This window comes from Corynebacterium glaucum (assembly GCF_030408855.1).
Taxonomy (GTDB): Bacteria; Actinomycetota; Actinomycetes; order Mycobacteriales; family Mycobacteriaceae; genus Corynebacterium; species Corynebacterium glaucum.
This window is the reverse complement of the sequence record NZ_CP047358.1, coordinates 2,030,461-2,053,304: the sequence shown is the minus strand read 5'-3', so window position 1 is coordinate 2,053,304 and position 22,844 is coordinate 2,030,461. Positions and strand designations below refer to the sequence as shown.

General features: G+C 63.7%; 23 protein-coding genes and 1 pseudogene. 14 read left to right on the top strand and 10 right to left on the bottom strand.

All coding sequences use genetic code 11. The features are described from left to right. Window positions 1-43: 43 nt before the first annotated feature. Entirely contained in the window at window positions 44-946 is a 903-nt protein-coding gene (locus CGLAUT_RS10005; RefSeq protein ID WP_290184969.1) for an NADP-dependent oxidoreductase, read from the bottom strand. Continuing rightward, the gene (locus CGLAUT_RS10000) at window positions 946-2,166 is read right to left on the bottom strand and encodes an MFS transporter (RefSeq protein WP_290184968.1); all 1,221 of its coding nucleotides are present in this window, start codon (window positions 2,164-2,166) and stop codon (window positions 946-948) included. Before CGLAUT_RS10000 ends, CGLAUT_RS10005 begins: the two co-directional genes overlap by 1 nt. A gap of 27 nt (window positions 2,167-2,193) precedes the next feature. On the opposite strand from CGLAUT_RS10000, the gene CGLAUT_RS09995 reads away from it, so the two are divergent. Next, a complete protein-coding gene (locus CGLAUT_RS09995) occupies window positions 2,194-2,592 on the top strand; it encodes a MerR family transcriptional regulator (RefSeq protein ID WP_290184966.1) in 399 nt (132 codons plus the stop codon). A 99-nt stretch (window positions 2,593-2,691) separates the two neighbouring features. On the opposite strand, the gene CGLAUT_RS09990 is transcribed toward CGLAUT_RS09995, so the two are convergent. Next, window positions 2,692-3,360 carry an NAD(P)-dependent oxidoreductase gene (locus CGLAUT_RS09990; RefSeq protein ID WP_290184964.1) on the bottom strand — a complete coding sequence of 223 codons (669 nt, stop codon included), beginning with the start codon at window positions 3,358-3,360 and terminating at the stop codon, window positions 2,692-2,694. Further along, window positions 3,357-3,869, bottom strand: a complete 513-nt coding sequence (locus CGLAUT_RS09985; protein WP_290184962.1) for an MFS transporter — start codon at window positions 3,867-3,869, stop codon at window positions 3,357-3,359. The genes CGLAUT_RS09990 and CGLAUT_RS09985 overlap by 4 nt, the downstream gene beginning before the upstream one ends. 10 nt (window positions 3,870-3,879) lie before the next feature. On the opposite strand from CGLAUT_RS09985, the gene CGLAUT_RS09980 reads away from it, so the two are divergent. Both CGLAUT_RS09980 and CGLAUT_RS09975 read left to right on the top strand, forming a co-directional pair. Next, a complete protein-coding gene (locus tag CGLAUT_RS09980) occupies window positions 3,880-4,266 on the top strand; it encodes a hypothetical protein (protein ID WP_290184960.1) in 387 nt (128 codons plus the stop codon). A gap of 256 nt (window positions 4,267-4,522) precedes the next feature. Next, window positions 4,523-4,876: a hypothetical protein gene (locus CGLAUT_RS09975; protein ID WP_290184958.1), complete on the top strand. Its 354-nt coding sequence runs from the start codon at window positions 4,523-4,525 to the stop codon at window positions 4,874-4,876. Between the two features lie 111 nt (window positions 4,877-4,987). Here CGLAUT_RS09975 and CGLAUT_RS09970 read toward each other — a convergent pair whose 3' ends face one another. Further along, window positions 4,988-5,311 (bottom strand): hypothetical protein, encoded by a 324-nt coding sequence (locus tag CGLAUT_RS09970; RefSeq protein ID WP_290184956.1) that lies wholly within the window; start codon window positions 5,309-5,311, stop codon window positions 4,988-4,990. Between the two features lie 151 nt (window positions 5,312-5,462). Between CGLAUT_RS09970 and CGLAUT_RS09965 the strand changes: the two genes are divergently transcribed. Next, window positions 5,463-5,957 carry a methylated-DNA--[protein]-cysteine S-methyltransferase gene (locus CGLAUT_RS09965; protein WP_290184955.1) on the top strand — a complete coding sequence of 165 codons (495 nt, stop codon included), beginning with the start codon at window positions 5,463-5,465 and terminating at the stop codon, window positions 5,955-5,957. Then, a complete protein-coding gene (locus CGLAUT_RS09960) occupies window positions 5,950-6,708 on the top strand; it encodes a fructosamine kinase family protein (RefSeq protein WP_290184953.1) in 759 nt (252 codons plus the stop codon). The genes CGLAUT_RS09965 and CGLAUT_RS09960 overlap by 8 nt, the downstream gene beginning before the upstream one ends. A 9-nt stretch (window positions 6,709-6,717) precedes the next feature. Here CGLAUT_RS09960 and nadE read toward each other — a convergent pair whose 3' ends face one another. Continuing rightward, window positions 6,718-7,563 (bottom strand): NAD(+) synthase, encoded by an 846-nt coding sequence (nadE, locus tag CGLAUT_RS09955; protein WP_095660601.1) that lies wholly within the window; start codon window positions 7,561-7,563, stop codon window positions 6,718-6,720. 26 nt (window positions 7,564-7,589) lie between these two features. Here nadE and CGLAUT_RS09950 point away from each other — a divergent pair, with 26 nt between their 5' ends. The 5 genes and pseudogenes from CGLAUT_RS09950 to nrdE all read left to right on the top strand — a co-directional run bounded on the left by CGLAUT_RS09950 (window position 7,590) and on the right by nrdE (window position 12,655). Then, window positions 7,590-8,972 carry a sugar porter family MFS transporter gene (locus tag CGLAUT_RS09950; RefSeq protein ID WP_290184950.1) on the top strand — a complete coding sequence of 461 codons (1,383 nt, stop codon included), beginning with the start codon at window positions 7,590-7,592 and terminating at the stop codon, window positions 8,970-8,972. 131 nt (window positions 8,973-9,103) lie between these two features. Then, entirely contained in the window at window positions 9,104-9,226 is a 123-nt protein-coding gene (gene ykgO / locus CGLAUT_RS09945) for a type B 50S ribosomal protein L36 (RefSeq protein WP_005288826.1), read from the top strand. Window positions 9,227-9,568: 342 nt separating this feature from the next. Continuing rightward, the gene (nrdH, locus tag CGLAUT_RS09940; RefSeq protein WP_095660599.1) at window positions 9,569-9,796 is read left to right on the top strand and encodes a glutaredoxin-like protein NrdH; all 228 of its coding nucleotides are present in this window, start codon (window positions 9,569-9,571) and stop codon (window positions 9,794-9,796) included. Between the two features lie 94 nt (window positions 9,797-9,890). Then, window positions 9,891-10,313, top strand: a pseudogene (gene nrdI, locus CGLAUT_RS09935) (class Ib ribonucleoside-diphosphate reductase assembly flavoprotein NrdI); the annotation flags it as partial. Between the two features lie 188 nt (window positions 10,314-10,501). Further along, a complete protein-coding gene (gene nrdE, locus CGLAUT_RS09930; RefSeq protein ID WP_290187128.1) occupies window positions 10,502-12,655 on the top strand; it encodes a class 1b ribonucleoside-diphosphate reductase subunit alpha in 2,154 nt (717 codons plus the stop codon). Window positions 12,656-12,674: 19 nt separating this feature from the next. Here the strand turns inward: nrdE and CGLAUT_RS09925 are convergent, their stop codons facing one another. Continuing rightward, window positions 12,675-13,109, bottom strand: a complete 435-nt coding sequence (locus CGLAUT_RS09925) for a VOC family protein (RefSeq protein WP_290184946.1) — start codon at window positions 13,107-13,109, stop codon at window positions 12,675-12,677. Window positions 13,110-13,205: 96 nt separating this feature from the next. Further along, the gene (locus CGLAUT_RS09920) at window positions 13,206-13,919 is read right to left on the bottom strand and encodes a FadR/GntR family transcriptional regulator (RefSeq protein ID WP_095660596.1); all 714 of its coding nucleotides are present in this window, start codon (window positions 13,917-13,919) and stop codon (window positions 13,206-13,208) included. 170 nt (window positions 13,920-14,089) lie between these two features. Between CGLAUT_RS09920 and nrdF the strand changes: the two genes are divergently transcribed. The 4 genes from nrdF to CGLAUT_RS09900 all read left to right on the top strand — a co-directional run bounded on the left by nrdF (window position 14,090) and on the right by CGLAUT_RS09900 (window position 19,304). Further along, on the top strand, window positions 14,090-15,109 hold the full coding sequence (gene nrdF, locus CGLAUT_RS09915) for a class 1b ribonucleoside-diphosphate reductase subunit beta (RefSeq protein WP_290184944.1): 1,020 nt from the start codon (window positions 14,090-14,092) through the stop codon (window positions 15,107-15,109). Between the two features lie 286 nt (window positions 15,110-15,395). After that, entirely contained in the window at window positions 15,396-17,174 is a 1,779-nt protein-coding gene (ctaD, locus tag CGLAUT_RS09910) for an aa3-type cytochrome oxidase subunit I (protein WP_290184943.1), read from the top strand. Between the two features lie 130 nt (window positions 17,175-17,304). Beyond that, on the top strand, window positions 17,305-18,558 hold the full coding sequence (gene serB, locus CGLAUT_RS09905; protein WP_290184941.1) for a phosphoserine phosphatase SerB: 1,254 nt from the start codon (window positions 17,305-17,307) through the stop codon (window positions 18,556-18,558). After that, a complete protein-coding gene (locus CGLAUT_RS09900; RefSeq protein ID WP_425551697.1) occupies window positions 18,555-19,304 on the top strand; it encodes an aminoacyl-tRNA hydrolase in 750 nt (249 codons plus the stop codon). Before serB ends, CGLAUT_RS09900 begins: the two co-directional genes overlap by 4 nt. Window positions 19,305-19,459: 155 nt before the next feature. Here CGLAUT_RS09900 and CGLAUT_RS09895 read toward each other — a convergent pair whose 3' ends face one another. Beyond that, window positions 19,460-21,418: an ATP-dependent DNA helicase gene (locus CGLAUT_RS09895; protein WP_290184939.1), complete on the bottom strand. Its 1,959-nt coding sequence runs from the start codon at window positions 21,416-21,418 to the stop codon at window positions 19,460-19,462. An 11-nt stretch (window positions 21,419-21,429) separates the two neighbouring features. Continuing rightward, window positions 21,430-22,725: a nicotinate phosphoribosyltransferase gene (locus CGLAUT_RS09890; protein ID WP_290187125.1), complete on the bottom strand. Its 1,296-nt coding sequence runs from the start codon at window positions 22,723-22,725 to the stop codon at window positions 21,430-21,432. Window positions 22,726-22,844: the final 119 nt, after the last annotated feature.

Genomic DNA, 22,844 nt, shown 5'->3' with positions numbered 1-22,844 from the left:
CTGCCGGCTCTGGCTGCCGGTCGGTGTGCGGGTCAACGGTGTTCTACATCGCGATGACGATCTTGCCGAGCAGTCCGCCGGTCTCGGCCCGCCGGTTCGCTTGCGCGATGCTCGCGAGCGGGTACTGCTCGGCGACCCGCAACCTGAGCCTGCCCTCGTCGACGAGGGTGGACAGTTCGCGCAGGCGCCGAGGATCGTGCTGGACATAGTTGTGCACCGCACTGCCTGCGCGCTGTTCGAGGGCGTCGGGGATGGTGTCGTCGCTGACCGTGACGAGCCTGCCGCCCTCGCGCAGCAGGTGCGGGTGGTCGAAGACGCCGGCGGCGTCGAAGATCGCATCGAACTCGCCCGCCGAGACCGAATTGGAGTGCGCGGAAGCCGCCCCGAGACCGAGCACCGCGGATTCGTGTTCCGGTCGGGAGACCAGACCGGCCGCCCGGATGCCTGCGTGCGCGGCGAGCTGGATCGCCATGCCCCCGACAGCACCGGCGGCGCCGGTGATGAGCAGCCGCTCGTCGTCGCCGAGGTCGAGCCGCGCGAGTGCCTGGTCTGCGGTGAGCGCCGCGAGCGGCAGAGTCGCCGCAGTCGTCAGGTCGACCGTATGCGGTGCCGGGGCGAGGCCTGCGGCGGGGATCGCGGCGTACTGCTGCCAGCTTCCCGCCCCGTCCGGCTGGGGCGGGTGCATCGCGATCACCCGATCACCCGGTACCCAGCCGGAATCTTCTGGTGCGGTGATGACAATGCCCGCGACATCCCAGCCCAGCACTGCCGGGAACCGGCCGACCTGCTGTGGGGTGCCGGGGGTTCGGGTCTTCACATCGACGGGGTTGATCGTCGAGGCGACGACCGCGACCAGCGCCTCGCCCGGGCCGGGCTCGGGCATCGGGCCGTCGAGGATCGTGAGGACGTCGGGATCGCCGTAGGCGGTGATGGCTGCGGTTTTCATCAGCGGGCCTCCTGTGTTGCGGTTTCAGCGGTAGGGGTATCGGAGCGCGGCGTAGCGCGGAGAGCGAGGGCGGTCAGGACGAGGCCGAAGATCGCGAAGGCGGCGCCGCCGAATCCGCCCCAGCGCAGCAGCCCGGCGGCGACGCCGAGGCCGCCGAGGGCGGAGCCGATCGCGTTCGCGAGGTTGAACGCGCCCACGTTCACCGCCAGCGACAACGTGGGCGCGGCTCCCGCGTGGCGGAGCACGAGCGACTGCAGCGGGGCGATGGTCGCGGTCGAGAGCAGGCCCAGGATCAGCACGAGCCCGATCATCGGGATCGGATGCCCGGCTAGGAGCGGGAACGCGGCCAGGGTGACGATGAGCGCGAGGAACACCCCGACCAGCGTCTTGCCCAGCGAGAGGTCGGCGAGACGACCGGCAACGAGGTTGCCGACAAACCCACCAACCCCATAGGCGAGCAGCAGCGCGGGGATCACGCTCGCAGCGATGCCGGTGACCTCGTTCAGCAGCGGGACGAGGTAGGTGAACACGACGCTCACGCCCGCGAACCCGATCACCGTGGTCGACACCGCCAAAAGCACCGGCCCGCGCAGCAGGGTGCGGATCTCATCGCGCACCCCGGTCGTCGGTGCCGGGGTGCGGGGCATCGCGGCAGCCAGCAGCAGCACCCCGAGTGTGGCGGCAGCAGCGACGAAGACGAACGGAATCCGCCAGCTCGTCGTACCGCCCAGCAGCGCACCAAGCGGTACACCGAGGACGGTCGCGACCGTCAGGCCGGAACTGACGATCGCGATCGCCTGCCCCTGACGAGCCGGCCCCATCAAACCGGTCGCAGTCGTCAGCCCGATGGCGAACAGCGTGGCCTGACTGCACGCCGAGACCACCCGGCCCACAATCACCCACGCATACGTCGGCGCGAACACCGTCAGCACCGTGCCCGCGATGAACACGACCCCCAAAGCCAGAGCGAGGCCCTTGCGAGGAAACCGGGCAGTCAGCACGGTCACGATCGGGCCACCGATCGCGACCCCGAGCGCATAGGCGGTCACCGTCTGCCCGGCAGCGGCGATACTGACCGAGACGTCGGCGGCGAGCTGCGGCAGCACACCGGCGACGAGGTACTCGGCCGTGCCGGTGCAGAACACCAGCAGCACGAACCCGGCCAGCACCAGACCAGGCCGAGCACGAGTAGAAGCGAGAGAAGACTGTTCGACGTTCACCCTGCTAGGCTAAACCCTCACATCAATGTGAAGGCAAACCACTCGGCAGGAGACATCGTTCACATGCGCATCTCGGACGTCACCGACCGCACCGGCATCCCGGCCCGGCTCCTGCGCTACTACGAGGAGCAGGAGCTGCTCGTGCCTGCGCGCAACGCCTCCGGGTATCGCGACTACAGCGACCAGGACGTCGAGGTCGCCCGGCGCATTCGGCAGCTCCTCGACGCGGGGCTCGGCACCGCGACCATCCGCACCGTGCTGCCCTGCCTCACCGAACGCGCGGGCCGTCTCGCCCCAATCTGCATGGACACGATCGACGACCTCAAGCGCGAGCAGGCCCGCATCGAAGCTTCCATCGAAGCCCTCGTCGCATCCCGAGACGCGATCCGCAGCATCGTCGACGCAGGAGAGACCGCCGCCGTCTAACGCTCCGAAGCCCCTCGGTAGACCGAGATCGGCACGCCATACGTCCGTAAAGTAGTTCGGTGTCTGGATCGGTGAGCTCTTCACAGTCACTCCCTGCCGTCACTGCTCGATGTAGTGTTGCCAGGCGATCAATTGCGTACCCCTACCTGCGTTCACAACGGCCTCGACGACGGCGGCTCCGAAATCGGCGTAGCTGATCGCCCGGTCAGTGAAAGCAGTCTCATCCAAGGCAGGCGGGACGATCTCCCGCCGCCCCGTCGCCGGGCCGTCAGGAACGTATGCCGGCGGTGGGATCAGGTACGCCCACGTATCTCCGGCGTTCCCCGCTTCGAGGTGGTCACGCAGCGCGGCGTGCGCATGTCCGCGCGGGAGCGTGGCCCGTGGGAACGCCGGGCTCTGCCAGAAGCGCTCACCTCCTGGCAGCCGGAGTGCGCCTGCTCCGCCGACGGTCACAATCCGGCACGCCCTGCCCCGCGTCTCCACGGCGGCGAGCAGTCGCTCGTGCAGGTCGATGAGCTCGGTCGGGGCGATGTCCTCGCGGAGCCGGATCGCGTTCACGACGACCGCGACGCCGTCCATCGCCTGCCGGAGACTGGTGGTGCTGGTGAGGCCGACCACGGCGGTATCGAGTGACGCCGCGGTCTTGGCGAGACGGCCGGTGTCTGCTCGGTCGCGCAGCGCGGCGGTCACTTCCGCGTCGGCGGGGAGGGCCTGGAGGATTGCGGCTCCGGTGCGGCCGGTCGCGCCGAGGATCAGGATGCGGGTCATGCGGGTACCTCCGGTGTGTTCGCGCGGGTGAGTCGGGCGAACCCGGTCAAGGAGGCGACCGCGACCCCCATGAGGGCGGCGAGGGCGACCAGGAGAATCGGGAAGTCCAGGCGCAGCCGTGCGGTGAGCGGGCCGACGCTGGCGCCGAGGAAGAGCACGAAGCCGTTGAGCGCCATGCCGCCGGCACGGTTCGGGGCGGCGGTCTCCCCGAACAGCGAGATCATCGACGGCACCGCGAGCGCGACACCGGTCACGAACACGAGGCTCGCCGCGGCGGTGCCGATCAACGACCCGGCGAGGGCGAACCCGGCCCTGGCGACTCCTGCGCCGCCGAGCCGCCGCGCGAGCACTCCGGCGAAGAGGGAGGCGAACATCCCCGGCAGTCCGACCAGGCGCAACCAGATCACCTGCGAGGCGTCCAGGCCCAGCGCGTCCAGGTGGGGGCCGAGACCGGTGTACATCGCGACGAACGACAGCAGCAGGGTCAGGTGCGCGGCGCTCAGCAGCACGCATACGGTGGTGACGGCGACGACGACGCGGGAGAATTTCTACGTCGCGATGACCCGCGGCCGGCACGGGAACTACGCCTACGTCGCCACCGACACCACCGACGACGCCCATGTCGCACCGCACCCCTCCGACAACCCAGACGCCACCGCCCGAAGCGTGCTGTACGGGGTGCTCCAACACGTCGGCGCCGAACTTTCCGCGCACGAGACCATCACCATCGAACACGAACGCTGGGGGTCCATCGCCCAGTTGGCCGCGGAGTACGAGACCATTGCCCAAGCCGGCCAGCACGACCGCTGGGCACGACTGCTCACCGCTTCGGGCCTGGACGAGAAACAGGGAATATCATCCGCTTCTGGTACGAGCTCTCCTCGCGCACGCGAGCAGCTGGGGTGAATGGGAAGCTCAACTTCGCAGTGATCTCGGTATCCCCGGGCAAGATGCTCGCCGCAAGCTCTCGGCGCTGCTCGGATACGGCAAGCTCGATACCTCCCGTCTCGGAGTAGCCGCCACCAATCGTGCCGTGTTGGTCGCGGGCGGCCGCATCGGTGGAGACCAGCGACACACGTACGAACTGCCGCTTCCGCCATCGCTGAGGTCGCGAGCGGCGTGGCACCGCTTCACCATCACGCTTGCGTACGCGGTACCTACGGTGGGACAGCTCGCGCGTTATCGAGGGGCCAAGGTCTACTTCGATACCCCGGATACGAAGCTCGCGGCAGGGGACCGGATAGAGGGAGAGCACTTCACTGTTAGGCGTGGAAGCCTCCAACACGAACTCGTCCAAGGTTCACGGGCGATGACCTTCGCGGATGGCGATGCGTTTCCAATACACGTCGAGTGCATGGACGACGCCCAACACCTTCCCAAGAAGAAGAGCGTCCGCTACGCCCTTGTCGTTTCTGTCGAAACGGCTGAGGAAGTCTCGACTACCATTCACGACGAGGTTCGAGCGAGACTCCGCCAGCAGGCGCGTGAACGCGCCCGGGAGCGTGTGCGGAGCTAACCGAGCGTTCACCGTGCACGCGACGCTGCGGTCGAGGGCAGTGACTCCAGAAGACAGCGGGCGAATGGCCCTTCGACTTACCGATCTCGAGCGGTTTCTTCGGCTGAACGTCTACCGCTCCCGCCCGTGCGGATCACGAAGCGCGACACCCGCACGGAGCAACTGCACGCGAACGGTGCTGGCGTTGAAACCCATCCGCTCGCCGACCCTGGCCAACGACTCGCCCTGCTCGTAGCGCAGGCACATCTCGCGCACCTGCTCAGATGACGGCTTTTCACCGCGCAACCGCACACCTCGCTCCCGCAACCGGTCAGCGAGACGCTGCCGGCTCACGCCCAGATCACCCGCGATCGCCCGCAGGATCTCGCCGTCCTTGTAGCGGCGTTCCGCCTCGTCCAGCATCGCCGCCGTCAACCGCGGAACTGGTCGCGGCAACGGCCGCGAGGAAGCCGGGCCCGGCCCTGCCGACCTACGGCGACGCCGGATCGCCCGATGCGACGAGACCACCAACTGTAGAGCCGGGGCAAGGTTAGAGCACTGTCGCGCTACCTCCACCTACAGTCCGTCGGCGTACGCTTGTGCACCGATGGACGTTTTTCATTTCCGCACCCACACCACCCCGGTGGGCGAGTTGCTCAGCGTCAGCAGCGACACCGGCTTGGTGAAAATCGAGCTCGACCTAGCAAAGTTCGAGGCGCTTGTGGGCGAGTTGGAAGCTCGGGAGGGCGTGCAAGGGGGCGTCGATAAGCAAATTGCCCAATACTTTGCCGGCGAGCTGAAAGAGTTTGACCTCCCGCTGGATTGGCGGTTCTCATCCGGCACCTACCAGAAGGCGCAGGTTGCTTTACGACGGATCCCTTACGCGCAAACCGTGAGCTACGCCGAATTGGCCGAGTCTGCGGGCATCCCGGGGGCTGCGCGAGTGGCGGGCACGGCGTGTGCGAAGAATCCGCTGCCGATCGTGGTGCCGTGCCACCGGGTGGTGCGTGCGGACGGGGCGATGGGCAACTACGCCGGGGGTGTTGAGATGAAACGATTCCTGTTGGATCTCGAGCGAGAGGTGGATGCACGCAATGACTGAACGGTTTACCAAGCACGGGTCGGGCCCGCACTCGGCCGCGGCGGAGGCGGCGTACCTGCGCTGGCTACGTGAAGGTTCGGACGCGGTGGTGGAGGTGTTCGAGGTGGATGACGCAGCGAATACGCTGACCATTGAGCGCGTCGCCAGCACCCGCCCAACGGCGGAGGCTGCCCGTCAAGGCGGCCGCGAGCTCGCGGCGATTCACGCGATGGGCGCGGCGGCGTTCGGTGCCCCGGCCGACGGTTGGGACGGCCCGAACTATATCGGCCGCGCGCAGCAGGACTGCATTCCCACGCAGCGGTGGGCTGACTTCTACGTGCACCAACGAGTCCTGTCCTTCGCGGACAAAGCCGTTGCGGCGGGGAACTTGGATGAGCGTGGGTTAGACGTCGTTAAGCAAGCGTGCGAAGCGCTCCTGGCTGAGGATGAGGACGCACCGCTGGCCCGCATCCATGGTGATCTGTGGAGCGGCAATCTGCTCTTTGGCACGGACCGCGCGCGGTTCATTGACCCTGCGGCGCACGGCGGGCACCCACTCACGGACATTGCGATGCTCGAGCTTTTCGGGGCACCCCACTGGGAGGCATTCGTGGAGGGTTACCTCGAGCAGGGCTTGCTTAACGACGATTGGCGTGCTCGAATTCCCGCGCACCAGATGCACCCGCTCGCGGTCCATGCTTACACCCACGGGCCGAGCTACGGCTCCGCCTTGGTGCGGGCGGCTGAAGCGACGCTTGACGTGGTGGGGTAGCGCTGGACGCTAGCGCCACCACGTGTCGTTGGGGCCCGGCGGGAGGTGGCGCTTGTGCTGGCCGTTTCGCCAGAGGCGCTCGAGGCGGGTGCGAGCCTCGTCCGAAACTTGCTTGCCTTCGAGGTAATCGTCGATTTCGGCGTAGGTGACACCGAGTGCTTCCTCGTCCGGAAGCGCTGGGCGGTCATCCTCGAGGTCCGCGGTGGGGACTTTCTCCCAGAGGCGGCGGTCCGCGCCCATCCGCTCGAGAATCTGGGCGCCCTGTCGCTTATTCAGGCCGGCGAGCGGCATGAGGTCGGCGGCACCGTCGCCGAACTTGGTGAAGAACCCGGTGAGGTTCTCCGCGGCGTGGTCGGTGCCGATCACCAGCATTCCGCGCTCACCCGCGATGGCGTACTGCGCCACCATGCGCATGCGCGCTTTGACGTTGCCCTTGTTGAAGTCGGTGAGTTTGGCATCGCCCAGCTCGCCGGCGACCTCGGCGCTGAGCGCGTTGGTGGGTTCCTTGATGTTCACCGTCACCGTTTCATCGGGGCGGATGAACTGGAGCGCGAGCTGCGCGTCGTCCTCATCGGCTTGCTCACCGTGCGGCAACCGCACCGCAATGAAGCGCGTCCTCGCGCCCTGAGCCCGAGCTTTGTGGACCGCAAGCTGGGCGAGACGACCGGCGAGCGTCGAGTCTTGTCCGCCGGAAATGCCAAGCACAAAACCGGATGCGTGCGTCTTCTCGAGGTACTTCACTAGGAAGTCGACTCGGGTGCGCAGTTCTTCGACTGGATCGATTAAGGGCTTGACTCCCAGGGCCTTTATGATGTCAGCCTGCAACTTTTCGGATGTTCCGGACATGACAGACATGCTATACCGTGTGCATATTAAGTTGCATGGGATCAAACGCACAGCCTGTGCAGGGGGTAACTCCAGCAGCTACCCGATATGTTCGCACCGTGGCCGCAACTGCGGCACTCGGGGGATTGCTGTTCGGGTACGACACCGGTGTCATGAGCGGCGCATTGCTGTTCATCACCCCAGAGTTCGGCATGACACCGTCACAAGAGGGATTTGTCACCTCGATGCTGCTAGTTGGCGCCGCAATCGGTGCGCTGACCGGCGGAGCGGTGGCGGATGCGTTGGGAAGGCGCCGCACGCTCATTCTTTCCGGCGTGATCTTCGTCGTCGGTTCCGGGTGGTGCGCGCTTGCCGGGGGAGTTGGCTCCCTCGCCGCCGCGCGCACGCTTCTGGGTTTTGCGGTGGGTGCAGTTTCTATTGTCACTCCGATGTACATCGCGGAGGTCGTGCCCGCGGCGGTGCGCGGACGGCTCGTTTCGCTGAACACGCTCCTCATCGTCGTGGGGCAGCTGTTGGCATATCTGGTCAACTCGCTGCTCGCACCGACCGGAAATTGGCATCTGATGCTCGGAGCGGCGGCTGTCCCCGGCCTCATGCTGGCCGTCGGCATGCTCATGCTGCCCGAGACCCCGCTGTGGCTCGCGCGCCGCGGCCGGTTGGAAGAGGCCACCACAGTCGCTACGAGGGTGGGCATTACTTACGACGAACTCGACATCGCGCACAAGGAGGATGTCGCGCGCCGGGCTCAGGACAGCAATGAATGGGCGGAGTTCACCCGCCACCGCTGGCTTCGCGTAACAGTGCTCATCGCCGCCCTGCTGGGCATCACGCAGCAGATCACGGGCGTGAACGCGATCGTCTACTTCGCTCCGACGATGATGAATAAGGTCGGATTGTCCACTGAGAATGCCGTGTACACGTCTATCGTGATCGGAGTAGTTTCGGTGGTGGCGTGCTGGATTGGTCTCCAAGTCATCGACAAGATCGGTCGGCGCAAGCTGCTGCTGATCGGGCTCACCGGCAACGTAGTGTTCCTCGCGGCCCTCGCCCTGATGTACCGGGCAGCCGAGCAGAATGCCTCGTTGGCTTGGGTCGCACTTGCGTGCATGGCGGGCTTCATCGCATCGCAACAAGCGGCAGTCTCGCCCACGACGTGGCTGCTTATATCCGAGCTGGTGCCGCCGCAGATCCGCGGTTTGGGGATGGGACTTGCCGGGCTTGCGTTGTGGAGCATGAACTGGGTGGTCGCACAATTCTTCCTCCCGCTTGTCGACGCTTTCTCCGCCACCGCAATTTTCGCGGTATTCGCTATCTTCGGCATCGCGGCCGCGATCTTTGTCACCCGCCACGTGCCCGAGACGATGCGCCGGAGCTTGGAAGATGTGGCTGGCGAAATGGAACGTCGGTATGCGAGGTAGCACGCGAGGCGTCTTGGTCGAAGGTTTGGTTCCCACGCGCGCGGCGTGTAGTGTGTACTGACGTGTTGCGACGCGGTGGAAACGCCGGACGTCGCTGTGATTGAGAAACCTGCTAAAGAAAGGAGCGCCCGATGAAGGTCCGCAAGTCGCTTCGGTCGCTGAAGAACAAGCCGGGCGCTCAGGTTGTACGCCGCCACGGCAAGGTCTACGTGATTAACAAGAAGGATCCGCGCTTCAAGGCTCGCCAGGGCTAGTCGCTCGACCCTCTTAAGATCCCGTCGCTTTCGGATATTGCTCCGGAAACGGCGGGATTTCGGCATTTTTAAGACATGCCTTTGAGCTGGCACGAAACTCTAAGCAAAAATTAATTGCACGGATGTAAGCAGTTTTCCGGAAAACCTGTGAAACAGAGACTACATATGGGTAATTCAATTGCCCCATCCTGCGAATACCACCTATGTAACTACTATATGTAGTGTTAGTTGCTGTAGTTTCACCCAAGGTATAGTGTCTCTGGTGTGCCGCCGAGGGGATTCGGCGCAATAATTGTTTGGGAACGAATCGTGCGGGATCACCGCGCAGAAAGAGGCACGAGGATGTCTATCACCGTTTACACCAAGCCGGCTTGCCAGCAGTGCCGTGCAACTACCCGCGCGCTCGACAAGGCCGGGCTTAACTACAACCTCGTTGACATCTCGCTCGACGACTCTGCTCGCGATTACGTGATGGCTCTGGGGCACCTGCAGGCACCGGTCGTTGAGGTCGATGGTGAGCACTGGTCCGGCTTCCGCCCCGACCGCATCCGCGGTCTCGCTGCCGCCTAACGGCCTGCAGTTCCAAGATCTGCCACAAACAGCACAGCAAAAACAACACAACACAACTCAGCACTAGAAGAAGGGCTAGAAAAAGGGAGCGGCAATGTTAGTCGTGTACTTTTCCTCCGCCACCGAGAACACGAAACGATTCGTAGAAAAGGTGGGCTTGCCCTCTCGTCGCATCCCCCTCCATCGCACCAGCGAGGAGCTGATTGTCGACGAACCCTATGTGCTGATCTGCCCGACCTATGGGGGAGGGGTATCGCTCACACATGAGAATTCTCGCCCCGTGCCGCCGCAGGTCATTCGCTTCCTGAACAACGAGCACAACCGCAGTCTCATTCGTGGCGTGATCGCCGCTGGAAACTCAAACTTCGGCGCGGACTTTTGCCGTGCAGGCGAAGTGATCTCTGCGAAGTGCGGTGTGCCGTACCTCTACCGCTTCGAGTTGATGGGGGTGAGCGACGACGCCGCCCGTGTTCGTTCCCAGTTGCTTGAGCACGCGGAACGTCTGGGGCTCGCCCCGCTCAACGCGGACGACGTGGCGTACGTCGAACAGGCCCCTGTACGCGATGAAAACGCAGAGCGCTTGGCGCGGTACCGCGCGAAGTACGCAAAGAAACACGCCGCCGTTTAAATCAGCTTCACCTTACTTATCCTCCGCCCTGCTTCATAAGCCCGAAAGGCCTAACCGTGACCACCACTGCGCCCGAGATCCTTGGTAAGAACGTTCCAGAGCCTGCGACCAAGGCAGACCAGCTGGATTTCCACGCGCTGAACGCGCTGCTGAACCTGTACGACGAGAACGGCCAGATCCAGTTTGATAAGGATCGCGAGGCGGCCAACCAGTTCTTCCTCCAGCACGTCAACCAGAACACCGTCTACTTCCACGACCTGGAAGAAAAGATGGATTACCTGGTGGAGAACAAATACTACGAGCCGGAGACGATCGAGAAGTATGACTGGGACTTTGTGAAGTCCACTTTTAAGCGCGCGTACTCCTACAAGTTCCGCTTCAAGACGTTCCTGGGCGCGTACAAGTACTACACCTCGTACACGCTGAAGACGTTTGACGGCTCGCGCTACCTCGAGCGCTTCGAAGACCGCGTCTCCATGACCGCCCTCTTCCTCGCAAACGGCGACGAGGATTTGGCCACCGCGCTTGTCGGCGAAATCATGACCGGCCGCTTCCAGCCGGCCACGCCGACGTTCCTGAACGCGGGCAAGGCACAGCGCGGCGAGCTCGTCTCATGCTTCCTTTTGCGCATCGAGGACAATATGGAGTCCATCGGTCGTGCGATCAACTCTTCGCTGCAGCTTTCGAAGCGCGGCGGCGGTGTCGCGCTGCTGCTGTCGAACATTCGCGAGTCCGGTGCCCCGATCAAGCACATTGAGAACCAGTCCTCCGGTGTCATCCCCGTGATGAAGCTTCTGGAAGACTCCTTCTCCTACGCCAACCAGCTCGGGGCACGCCAAGGCGCCGGCGCGGTATACCTCCACGCGCACCACCCGGACATCATGCGCTTCTTAGACACCAAGCGCGAGAACGCGGATGAGAAGATCCGCATTAAGACGCTCTCCCTTGGCGTGGTCATCCCGGACATCACGTTCGAGCTGGCGAAGCGTAACGACGATATGTACCTGTTCTCCCCGTATGATGTCGAGCGCGTTTACGGTAAGCCGTTCGCGGACATCTCAATCACCGAGAAGTACGCGGAAATGGTGGAGGATCCGCGCATCCGTAAGACCAAAATCAAGGCGCGCCAGTTCTTCCAGACCATCGCAGAGATCCAGTTCGAGTCCGGCTACCCGTACATCCTGTTTGAGGACACTGCGAACAAGGCCAACCCGGTCAAGACCGGCCGCATCAACATGTCTAACTTGTGCTCTGAGATCCTGCAGGTGAACTCGGCTTCCGAGCTCAACGACGATCTCACGTACGAAACGATCGGCCACGACATCTCGTGCAACCTCGGTTCCCTGAACATCGCGATGACGATGGATTCAGACAACTTCTCCCGCACTGTTGAGACCGCGATCCGCGGTTTGACCGCGGTGGCTGATTCCACCTCCATCCACTCGGTACCGTCTGTGCGCGAAGGCAACGATGCCTCCCACGCGATTGGCCTGGGCCAGATGAACCTGCACGGCTACCTCGGTCGCGAGCACATCGAGTACGGCTCTGAGGAAGGCCTGGACTTCACCAACGCATACTTCGCCGCCGTGATGTACGAGTGTGTGAAGGCCTCCCACAAGATTGCCGTTGAAAAAGGTGAAGCGTTTGCCGACTTCGAGCACTCCGAGTACGCCTCGGGCGCGTTCTTCGACCGCTACGATCCCGCCGACTTCCAGCCGAAGACAGAGAGGGTTAAGGCACTTTTTGACGCCAGCGACATCGCAGTCCCAACCACCGAGGAATGGGAGGAGCTGAAGCAGGCAGTCGCCCGCGACGGTATTTACAACCGCTACCTGCAGGCGGTGCCGCCGACCGGCTCGATCTCCTACATCAACAACTCCACGTCGTCGATCCACCCGATCGCCTCCAAGATCGAGATTCGCAAGGAAGGCAAGATCGGCCGCGTGTACTACCCGGCACCCCACATGGATAACGAGAACGCGGAATACTTCAAGGACGCGTACGAGATCGGGTACGAAAAAATCATCGACACGTACGCTGAGGCCACGAAGTACGTTGACCAGGGCCTGTCATTGACGCTGTTCTTTAAGGACACCGTGACCACCCGAGACATCAACCGCGCGCAGATTTACGCATGGCGCAAGGGCATCAAGACCTTGTACTACATCCGCCTGCGTCAAATGGCGCTGGAAGGCACCGAGGTCGAGGGCTGCGTTTCCTGCATGCTCTAGGCGGGCCGATCTTGCGTAGTTAGTTTTGACCGCCGTCGCTGGAGGTGGTGACATTCCAGCGCACGCCAAAACGGTCTTCGACGACACCGAAGCGATCGCCCCACGGTGCCACCGCGAACGGCATGTGCACTAGGCCACCGTCGGCGGTCAGCTTCTCAATGAGCTGCTCGCCTTCTTCGTGGCTAGACACCTCGGCGGTGAAGTTGATGTCGCCGGGGCTCAACTTCTCGGCGGAGCGCTGAAGGTCGTCGCCACCGGTGAGCGAGAACGGACCCGATAGGAACCCGTTGGCGACCGCCTCGCGTGGGGCGTCAAAGGGGAATTCGACGCCGGCGTCGATCTGCTCACCGTAAGTAATCACATGCAGATCACCGCCGAATACTGAGTGGTAGAACTTGAAAGCCTCGGCGGCAATTCCCGGGAACGACATGTACGCAGACGTTGAAATAGTCATGCGGGGAAGTTTAGGACCGCGAAGTTTGCCCGGCAATGGCAAACGCATGGGGGAGTGGGAGTCGCGTCCGGCAGGCCGTCGATAAGCGAAAAGCTTCTAGATTTCCATGAACTGGCTGATGCCGTGCAGGAGGCTGCGGGAGGTGCGCTCGGAGGCCTGGACATCGCCGCGCTCAATGGCTTCGGCGAGGTCGGAATGGAGGCGCATGGTGGCGATCTCCGGCTCATCCGGCATGATGCCGTACCGGGTGCGGCCTTCGAGCACGTTCATGATGGGCTCGGCGAGAGCGGCGAACATTTCGTTGCCCGATGCAATGAGGAGGAGGGTGTGGAACTCCTTGTCTGATTCCAGGAACTCCTCAGTGTTACCCGCCCCGGCTTCCGTGAGCTCTGAGAGATGCTGCGCGAGCTCTTTCAGCCGTGCGACTTGCTCCTCGTTCGCGTTGATGGCAGCGAGAGCTGCGGCGATCGGCTCGACGGCGGTGCGCAGCGAATCCAGCGAGCGGATTTGGTCAGGCCGCTGGGACTCGCAGGCCAAGCGCCAAGCAATGACTGAGCGGTCGAAAACTGCCCACTCGCTCTGGGGAAGCACACGAATGCCGACGCGGCGGGACGAGGTGACCAAGCCGAGCTGCTCCAGCGCGCGCATGGCCTCTCGGGCGACGGTGCGCGAAATTTCAAACCGGGTTGAGAGGTCTTGCAGGGTGAAGGTGTGACCGGCGGGCATTGCCCCGGAGACGATTTCCTTGCCCAGTGTGGCGAGGACTGACGCCAACAGCGGCTCGGCTGCGGACTCTCGGGGGGCCGGCATAGTTCTCCTTCGTCCTGGTTGCGTGCCTCGAAACGATTAATAGTTTAATCAAGCTCTCCCGGTGTGGTGTGAGCAGGTTCAGCTATAGAACTCGCATAAGAAATATATAGGTGTTGTGAAATGGCAGGGGTCACAGCTCGGAGAGCTGCCGTCGGGCTACTATTGGCAGCATGAGCCACGAGGATTACCAGGGCGGGCAGGACTACCAGGACTACGAGGACTACGTCGATGCCCACCCCAAGCCGTTGAAGGCGATTAACTGGAACGAGATTCCGGACGACAAAGATCAAGAGGTGTGGGACCGGTTGACCGGAAACTTCTGGCTGCCGGAAAAAATCCCCGTGTCCAACGATATCCCGAGCTGGAACACGCTTAACGCCGACGAGAAGCTGTCGACCATGCGCGTGTTTGCGAACCTCACCCTGCTGGACACGCTGCAAGGCACTGTCGGCGCGGTATCGCTGATTCCGGACGCGCGCACCCTTCATGAGGAAGCGGTGCTGACCAACATCGCGTTCATGGAGTCGGTGCACGCAAAGAGCTACTCCAACATCTACATGACGCTCGCGAGCACTCCAGAGATTAACGACGCATTCCGTTGGACCGAGGAAAACGAAGAGGTTCAGCGCAAGGCCAAAATTGTCGAAAGCTTCTACGTGGGCGATGACCCGCTGAAGAAGAAAATCGCGTCAGTGATGCTGGAGTCCTTCCTTTTCTACTCGGGCTTCTACCTGCCGCTGAACTGGTCTGTGCACTCCAAGCTGACGAACACCGCCGACATTATCCGTCTGATCATTCGCGACGAGGCGGTGCACGGCTACTACATCGGCTACAAGTATCAGGTGGCACTGCGCGATGAGTCTGAAGCGCGTCGCGATGAACTCAAGGAGCACGCCTTCGATCTGCTCTACGACCTCTACGACAATGAGATCCAGTACACCGAGGATCTCTACGACCCGCTGGGTTGGACCGAGGATGTCAAGCGCTTCCTGCGCTACAACGCGAACAAGGCGCTGAACAACCTTGGGTACGAGGGGCTGTTCCCGGCCGATGAAACCCGGGTATCGCCGGCGATCTTGGCTTCGCTTGCACCGAACGCCGACGAAAACCACGACTTCTTCTCGGGTTCCGGCTCCTCCTACGTGATCGGTAAGGCGGAGGACACCCAGGACGACGACTGGGACTTCTAAGTCATACTGTTGGCCGTCCGGCTCACACGCCGCGCGCCCCCGTTTGGGTTAACCCACGGTGGCTGGCGCGGCTTTTGTTTCGGTCCTGAACTGCGTTAATAGACAGTTGACTAGCCATAATCCCAAACACCGAGGCCGGAAGGATAGACTCAGGGCCGTAGCCCGCCTGTGGAGGCTGGCAATTTCATGAACCGATAGTTATTATTATCCGGTATCAAATTTGGCTTTTCGTGCTTCACCTGCGTAATTGCGGGGGGAGTCCTGAGGCCGTATTCAGGAGGATCGTATGACCGCTGTGGCGCCAAGGCTGGACAATTACGTCCCGCCGACTCGTCCGGAACCGACTGGCAACGCACGCCGGGGTTCCCAGATGTATAAGCAGCTGACCACGACCGACCACAAGGAACTGGGCGTGATGTACATCATCATGTCGTTCGTCTGGTTCTTCGTGGGCGGCCTGATGGCCTTGCTCATCCGCGCCGAGCTGTTCAGCCCGGGGCTTCAGCTCCTGTCGAACGAGCAGTTCAACCAGCTCTTCACCATGCACGGCACCGTGATGCTTCTGGCATTCGGCACCCCGATCGTGTGGGGCTTCGCCAACTACGTGCTGCCGCTGCAGATCGGCGCGCCGGACGTGGCGTTCCCGCGTCTGAACGCGTTTGGTTTCTGGGTCACCACTGTCGGTGTCTTCGCAATGCTTGCGGGCTTCCTCACCCCGGGCGGTGCGGCCGACTTCGGCTGGACCATGTACATGCCGCTGGCTGATGCAACGCACACCCCGTCCGTGTCCGCGAACCTTTGGGTCGTGGGTGTCGGTGCGACCGGTGTCGGCACCATTGCTTCGGCGGTCAACATGCTCACCACCGTGCTAACCATGCGCGCGCCGGGTATGACCATGTTCCGCCTGCCGGTATTCACCTGGACCATCTTTGTGACCTCGATCATTGCACTGATGATCTTCCCGCTGCTGACCGCAGCTGCAATGGGCGTTCTCTTCGACCGCTTGCTTGGCGGCCACATCTACGACACCGCTAACGGCGGTGCCATCCTGTGGCAGCACCTCTTCTGGTTCTTCGGCCACCCGGAGGTCTACGTTCTCGCACTGCCGTTCTTCGGCATCATCTCCGAGATCATCCCGGTCTTCAGTCGCAAGCCGATCTTTGGCTACATCGGCCTGGTCTTCGCAACCCTGGCGATTGCAGGCCTGTCGATGGCAGTGTGGGCGCACCACATGTTCGCCACCGGCGCAGTACTTCTGCCGTTCTTCTCCTTCATGACCTTCCTGATCGCCGTTCCGACCGGTGTGAAGTTCTTCAACTGGGTGGGCACGATGTGGAACGGTCGCATCACCTTCAATTCCCCGATGATGTGGGTCATGGGCTTCCTGTTCACCTTCCTCTTCGGTGGTCTGACCGGCATCATGCTCGCTTCTCCGCCGCTGGACTTCCACCTGCACGATTCCTACTTCGTGGTTGCTCACTTCCACTACACCCTCTTCGGTACCGTGGTGTTCTCCGCGATCGCAGGTGTCCACTTCTGGTTCCCGAAGATGACGGGTCGCATGCTGGACGAGAAGCTGGCGAAGCTTTCCTTCTGGCTGGTGTTCATCGGCTTCAACATGACCTTCCTGGTGCAGCACTGGCTGGGCAACATGGGTATGCCGCGCCGTTACGCCGACTACCTGGACACCGACGGCTTCACGCTCCTAAATCAGGTTTCCACCGTGGGCGCACTGATCCTGGGTCTTGGCATGATCCCGTTCATCTGGAACGTGTTCAAGTCTTGGCGCTACGGCGAGATCGTCACCGTGGACGATCCGTGGGGCTACGGCAACTCCCTCGAGTGGGCAACTTCCTGCCCGCCGCCGCGCCACAACTTCACCTCCCTGCCGCGCATCCGTTCCGAGCGCCCGGCATTCGAGCTGCACTACCCGCACATGGTTGAGACCCTGCGCCGTGAAGCTCACACCGGCCACTCTGAGGACACCCCGGCAACGTGGAAGGGTGCGAGCCACGAGTTCGATCACGTCGACGGCCCAGGCTCGAAGACCTCCCCGAGCGCGTAACTTCAGCGCGGTCAGATCCTCCTGAACGCAGTAGCCCCTCATCGATAGATGAGGGGCTTTGCCGTGCTAACCTGCGCGGGGACGCGGGGAATAGCCCCGTGCCCCCCACAGACACGAAAGTGAGCCGACCATGCCCGCACTCGAGGTCGAACTGCAGGAAGGTTTAAAGCCTGCGATCATCACTACCTCCGGCCCGGACCGCCCGGGCGTGTCAGCCGCGTTTTTCACCGCGCTCGCTCGGCATGAGGTGCAGTTGATCGACGTTGAGCAGACCAACTTCCGCGGGCGTCTCATGCTGGCGGCACTCGTCGGCATGAACCCGCAGGCACTGACGGACCTTGAGCGCGACCTCCGTGCCGAACTATGGGAGTTTGGACAGCGGGTGACTATCGAAACCGGGGCAGATACTGCCCAGGTTTCAAGAGCAAGCTCCACTCACGTCGTGGTCGCACTGGGCAACCCGGTCACCGCCGCAGCGGTATCTCGCCTCGGCGAAGTACTCGCAAGTTTCGGCGCGAACATCAACGTGATTCGCGGCATCGCCCAGTACCCGGTGACTGGACTTGAATTCCGCATCACTATTCCGGACTACACCCCGGGCGACGGCAAGGAAATACGTAGGCAGCTCGCCGAACTTTCCGCCGAGTTGGGCATCGATATCGCGATGGAGCACGCGGGCCTGCATCGCCGCGCGAAGCGCCTGGTGTGCTTCGACTGCGACTCCACCTTGATCACCGGCGAGGTCATCGAGATGCTCGCCGCCCACGCAGGCAAGGAGGCTGAAGTCGCCGAAGTCACGGATCGCGCGATGCGTGGCGAGCTCGACTTCGAGGAGTCCTTGCGTGAACGAGTGAAAGCCCTTGCAGGCCTCGACGCCTCGGTCATCGACGAGGTCGCCGCCCAGATTGAGCTCACTCCGGGCGCGCGCACGACAATCCGGACGCTGAACTCCATGGGCTACCGCACCGCAGTGGTGTCCGGTGGCTTCATCCAGGTGCTTGAGGGTCTCGCCGAGGACTTGGAGTTGGACTACGTGCGCGCCAACACTCTTGAGATCGTGGACGGCAAGCTCACCGGCCGCGTCACCGGCAAGGTCGTCGACCGCACCGCGAAGGCCGACTTTCTCGAGGAATTCGCCGCTGACTCCGGGCTCACCATGAACCAGACGGTGGCAGTCGGCGACGGTGCGAATGACATCGACATGCTCTCTCGCGCCGGCCTCGGCATCGCCTTCAACGCGAAGCCCGCTCTCAAAGAAGTCGCGGACGCCAGCGTGAACCACCCGTTCCTGGATGAGGTCCTCTACATCCTCGGCATCCCCCGCGAAGAGATCGACCACGCGAACACCACCGCGGGTATCGACGGCCGAGTCCCGCTTTCGTGACCGAGCAACAGGCAGACTCCTTCGCCGCGGCTCATGCCCTGCTCGCGGAGTTGATCGAAGGGGATTACCGGAACCGAACCGAGGACCGGGACGATCCGTCCACGGTCCAGGCGATGCAGCTCGCGCTCAACTTGCCCAAGCAAGATCCGCCCGCACGTAACCAGGTGCTCACAGATGCCGCCCGCGCCGTCGTCGCCGTATGCCTCGACGAGCGCGCGGGCTCCGAGGGATTCTGGCGCGAACACCTCGCCGCGTGGTACTCGCACCGCATTCGAAAAGTCGCCCGCCGCGCGCGAAACAAGGCGTGGGACAACGTGCAAGTTCTGCCCGGTGTCACCGTCGGCACTGCCCGAGCGTTCGTCCCGTCTGCCACCAACGAAGTCCCGCCCGCTATCGCAAAACTGCAGATCAAAGGCACCGAGCTCGAGGACAGCACTACCACCCCGATCGTCACCGAGGGGCCACTTTTGCTTATCGACGCCTCCTTGACCATGTCATTAGGCAAAGCAGCCGCTCAGGTCGGCCACGCTTCGATGCTCTATGCCGCGGCGCTGCCGTTGGAAAAAGCCCGCGCCTGGGCAAAAACCGGCTTCGTGCTCTCCGTGCGCGAGGTGGACCCGGAGGCTTTCGCGAAGTGCTCGGGCCACCCGAATGCTGTGGTTGTCCGAGACGCTGGTTACACGGAGGTCGCACCTGGATCGGTGACCGTCGTGGCACTCCCGTCCGGCACCGCCCCCATCAGCTGAGGTCTACATTTGCGGCTCCTGGGTGTAGACGTCAAGCGGGGTGCCGGGACAAACGTGCAGTTCGCGTGTGACAGGTGGGGCGCGGATTCGGCTGACGTCTACAAGTCGGGGGTACGAATGTAGACCTCAAGGGAGCCGGTGGAGGCGGGGCGGGGCTAAGAGCTGGCGACGAGGCGGCGCAGGGCTCCGCGGGCGACTTCCGGGTCGGTGGTCTGCCAGAACGGGAGGAGTGAGGATCGCAGGAAAGCGCCGTAACGCTTCGTCGATAAGCGACTGTCCAAGACCGCGATGACCCCGCGATCGTCTACTGAGCGCAACAACCTGCCCGTACCTTGGGCGAGGAGGAGTGCGGCGTGCGTGGCGGAGACCTCCATGAAGCCGGAGCGTCCTGCGGCATCGGCGGCGTTGGAGCGTGCTTGGAGCAGGGGATCGTCGGGGCGGGGGAAGGGGATGCGGTCGATGATCACGAGCGATAAAGCGCTACCCGGGACGTCCACGCCTTGCCACAGGGAGAGAGTGCCGAAGAGGCAGGAGTTCTCGGCTTTGGCGAACTTGTCTACGAGCGCGCCGGTGGAGTCCTCGCCCTGGAGGTAGATGTCAAAGGGGAGGCGAGAGCGCATTGCTTCGGCGGCCTGCTCGGCTGCGCGGCGGGAAGAGAACAGGCCAAGGGTGCGCCCGCCGGCGGCGGTGATCAGCTCGGCGATCTCGTCGAGAGTTTGGTCGGTGAGGCCGTCGCGGCCGGGCGGGGGCAGGTGGCGCGCGGTGTAGAGAATGCCGGCCTTTGACGGGTTGAACGGCGTGCCCGCGTCGAGGGAGTCCCATTTGCCGTCGGGCAGGCCCCAGGCTGCGGCCATGGCGTTGAAGTTGCCGCCGACGTTGAGCGTCGCTGAGGCGAGCACCACGGTGGTGTCAGCGAAAAGCTGGGAGCGCAAGAGCGTGGCGACGGAGAGCGGGGCGACCGAGACGGCGTCGTCGCCGCGCTCGCGGCGGCTCAGCCAGACGACGTCGCGGTGTTTAGTCACGTCCTCTTCGTCGAAGACGCTCAGGATGCGGTCGACGGCGCTTTGGAGGTCGGAGAGGTGGTTCTTCAAATTGCCGCGTTCAGCGAAGGTCTCGGGGTTATTCTCCGATTCGCCGGGTGGTGCGTCCGCGATTGCGGTGTAGGTCTTGCCCAGCGCGGAGGAGAGGGCGGCAAAAGCGGCGCGGGCCGGCTCGGAGATAGTCTCCCAGCGGCCCGGTTCCTCGATGCCGATCGCAGCGTTGAAATCATCGACGACGTCCTTGAGTACCGCTGTATCTGCGCCGAGTTTGCCGGCGCGGCGGGCGGCGAGCGTGAGCGCGCGGTCCGAGATGATGTTGGTGGCCACGGCGGTGATGCGGTCGTCGAGTTCGTGGGCCTCGTCGATCACCACCGCGGAGTGCTCGGGCAGAATCTGCACGTCACTGAGTGCGTCGATGGCAAGCATGGCGTGGTTGGTCACCACAACGTCGACTTCGCCGGCAGCTTCGCGGGCGAGCTGGGCGAAGCATTCCTCACCGTGCGGGCAGCGCGCGGCGCCGAGGCACTCCGACGAGGTCACCGATACTTGGCGCCACACCAGGTCTGACACACCTGGGGCGAGGTCGTCGCGGTCGCCGGTCTCGGTCTCCTCGGCCCACTCGGCAACTCGCTTCACTTCGCGTCCGATTCTGCTCAGGTTGTCTTCCTCGATGAGCGCGTCGGGCGTGTCGTCGTCAAGCGAAAGCTTATGGAGGCAGAGGTAGTTGTTCCGGCCTTTCAAGATGGCGAAAGTCGGCCGGCGCTCCATGAGTGGCTCGAGGGCGTCGGCAAGCCGCGGAAGGTCGCGCTCCACGAGCTGGCGCTGCAGCGCGATCGTGGCGGTGGAAACCACCACGGTGGAGTTGGTGCGCTGGGCATGCAGGATCGAAGGGACGAGGTACGCGAGCGATTTGCCGGTGCCGGTGCCGGCCTGCACTGCGAGGTGGCGCTCAGAGTCGAAGGCGCGGGTGACGGCCTGGGCCATCGCGAGCTGACCGGGGCGCGGGGTGCCGCCGATGGCGTCGACGGCGGCCGAGAGGAGGTCTTCGGTAGTTTGCGACAGGGGCTGGCTCACAACCGTCGAGCTTATTCGGCGGGCTCGGGGAAGCCGACGAAGTGCGTCGGGATGGCGACTTCGCCGCGCGAGAGTGCCAGGCCCTCCCAAGGCAGCGTCTGCAGTGCGTCCCGGTGAGTGGTGCGGGCGGCTTCGAGGTTGAACGGGTCAGACGCGGCATCGACAAGTTCTCCGCCCCTGATCATCGGGACCGCGAGCTCGCGGTAGGCTAGGTTTTGCTTGCGGGTGATTTCAGCGCCCTGCGGGTAGACGACTTCTGCAACCGCGACGCCCGAAGCGCGGTAGGCGCGCAGCGCGCTTTTCGCGCCGCCGTAGGTCGCCTTGCCAGAGGAGCGCTTGGCCACCGAGTGCCCGTCGACCTCCACGAGTTTGTACACCAAGCCCGCGGTAGGAGCACCCGAGCCCGTGACCACCGAGGTGCCCACACCGAATCCGTCGACCGGGTCGGAGCGCAGGCCCGCGATAGCGAACTCGTCCAGGTCGCTCGAGACGATGATGCGGGTGTTGAACGCCCCAGCCTCGTCGAGCTGGGCGCGTACGCGGCGCGACATGATGCCGAGATCGCCGGAGTCGATGCGCACCGCGCCGATCTCGGTGCCGGCGACCTCGAGGGCGTTCTCAACGCCCTTGGTTATGTCGAAGGTGTCCACCAGCAGCGTCGTGTCCACGCCGGTGGCCGCGATCTGGGCGCGGAAGGCGGCGCGCTCGTCCGGCTTGCCACTATCGTCCACGTGCAGCAGCGTCCAGGAGTGCGCTGCGGTGCCGGAGGCCGGGATGCCGTAGCGCAGCGACGCCTCCATGTTGGAGGTGGCGTCGAAGCCTGCGATGTAGGTTGCGCGCGCTGCGGTAACGGCGGATTGCTCGTGGGTGCGGCGTGAACCCATCTCAATGATCGGCTTACCGTCTGCGGCTGAGACCATGCGCGAGGCAGCAGATGCGACTGCGGAGTCGTAGTTCAAGATGGAGAGGATCACCGTCTCCAGAATCACGCACTCGGCGAACGTGCCGCGCACAGTGAGGATCGGCGAGTAGGGGAAGTAGAGGTCGCCTTCGCGGTAACCGTCAACGTCGCCGGTGAACTTGTAATCGCGCAGGAACTGCTTCGCCTCGTTGGAGAGGAAGTCCGCGAGCTCAATCTGCTCTTCGGTGAAGCGGAAGCTGGCGATCGCGTCGATCACGCGCGCGGTGCCGGCGACCACGCCGTAGCGGCGTTCGTTGGGCATGCGACGGGTGAACACCTCGAACACGCACTTGCGGTGGGCGGTGCCGTCCTGTAGCGCGGCGTCGAGCATGGTCAGCTCGTACATGTCCGTCAGGAACGCGGTGGACTCGTGACAGGCGCCGGTGCGGGCGTCGCTGACGCGGGTGGGTGTCGCCGAAGATGACGCTGAAGATGACGCTGAAGAGTCAGTCATGCTGTACAAGG

Bases quoted from the DNA above. Each gene is read 5' to 3' on its own strand.
- CGLAUT_RS10005 (WP_290184969.1), bottom strand. From the start codon at position 946: ATGAAAACCGCAGCCATCACCGCCTACGGCGATCCCGACGTCCTCACG.
- CGLAUT_RS09990 (WP_290184964.1), bottom strand. From the start codon at position 3,360: ATGACCCGCATCCTGATCCTCGGCGCGACCGGCCGCACCGGAGCCGCA.
- CGLAUT_RS09965 (WP_290184955.1), top strand. From the start codon at position 5,463: ATGGACGTTTTTCATTTCCGCACCCACACCACCCCGGTGGGCGAGTTG.
- CGLAUT_RS09960 (WP_290184953.1), top strand. From the start codon at position 5,950: ATGACTGAACGGTTTACCAAGCACGGGTCGGGCCCGCACTCGGCCGCG.
- nadE (WP_095660601.1), bottom strand. From the start codon at position 7,563: ATGTCTGTCATGTCCGGAACATCCGAAAAGTTGCAGGCTGACATCATA.
- CGLAUT_RS09950 (WP_290184950.1), top strand. From the start codon at position 7,590: ATGGGATCAAACGCACAGCCTGTGCAGGGGGTAACTCCAGCAGCTACC.
- ykgO (WP_005288826.1), top strand. From the start codon at position 9,104: ATGAAGGTCCGCAAGTCGCTTCGGTCGCTGAAGAACAAGCCGGGCGCT.
- nrdH (WP_095660599.1), top strand. From the start codon at position 9,569: ATGTCTATCACCGTTTACACCAAGCCGGCTTGCCAGCAGTGCCGTGCA.
- CGLAUT_RS09925 (WP_290184946.1), bottom strand. From the start codon at position 13,109: ATGACTATTTCAACGTCTGCGTACATGTCGTTCCCGGGAATTGCCGCC.
- CGLAUT_RS09920 (WP_095660596.1), bottom strand. From the start codon at position 13,919: ATGCCGGCCCCCCGAGAGTCCGCAGCCGAGCCGCTGTTGGCGTCAGTC.
- nrdF (WP_290184944.1), top strand. From the start codon at position 14,090: ATGAGCCACGAGGATTACCAGGGCGGGCAGGACTACCAGGACTACGAG.
- ctaD (WP_290184943.1), top strand. From the start codon at position 15,396: ATGACCGCTGTGGCGCCAAGGCTGGACAATTACGTCCCGCCGACTCGT.
- serB (WP_290184941.1), top strand. From the start codon at position 17,305: ATGCCCGCACTCGAGGTCGAACTGCAGGAAGGTTTAAAGCCTGCGATC.
- CGLAUT_RS09890 (WP_290187125.1), bottom strand. From the start codon at position 22,725: ATGTACGAGCTGACCATGCTCGACGCCGCGCTACAGGACGGCACCGCC.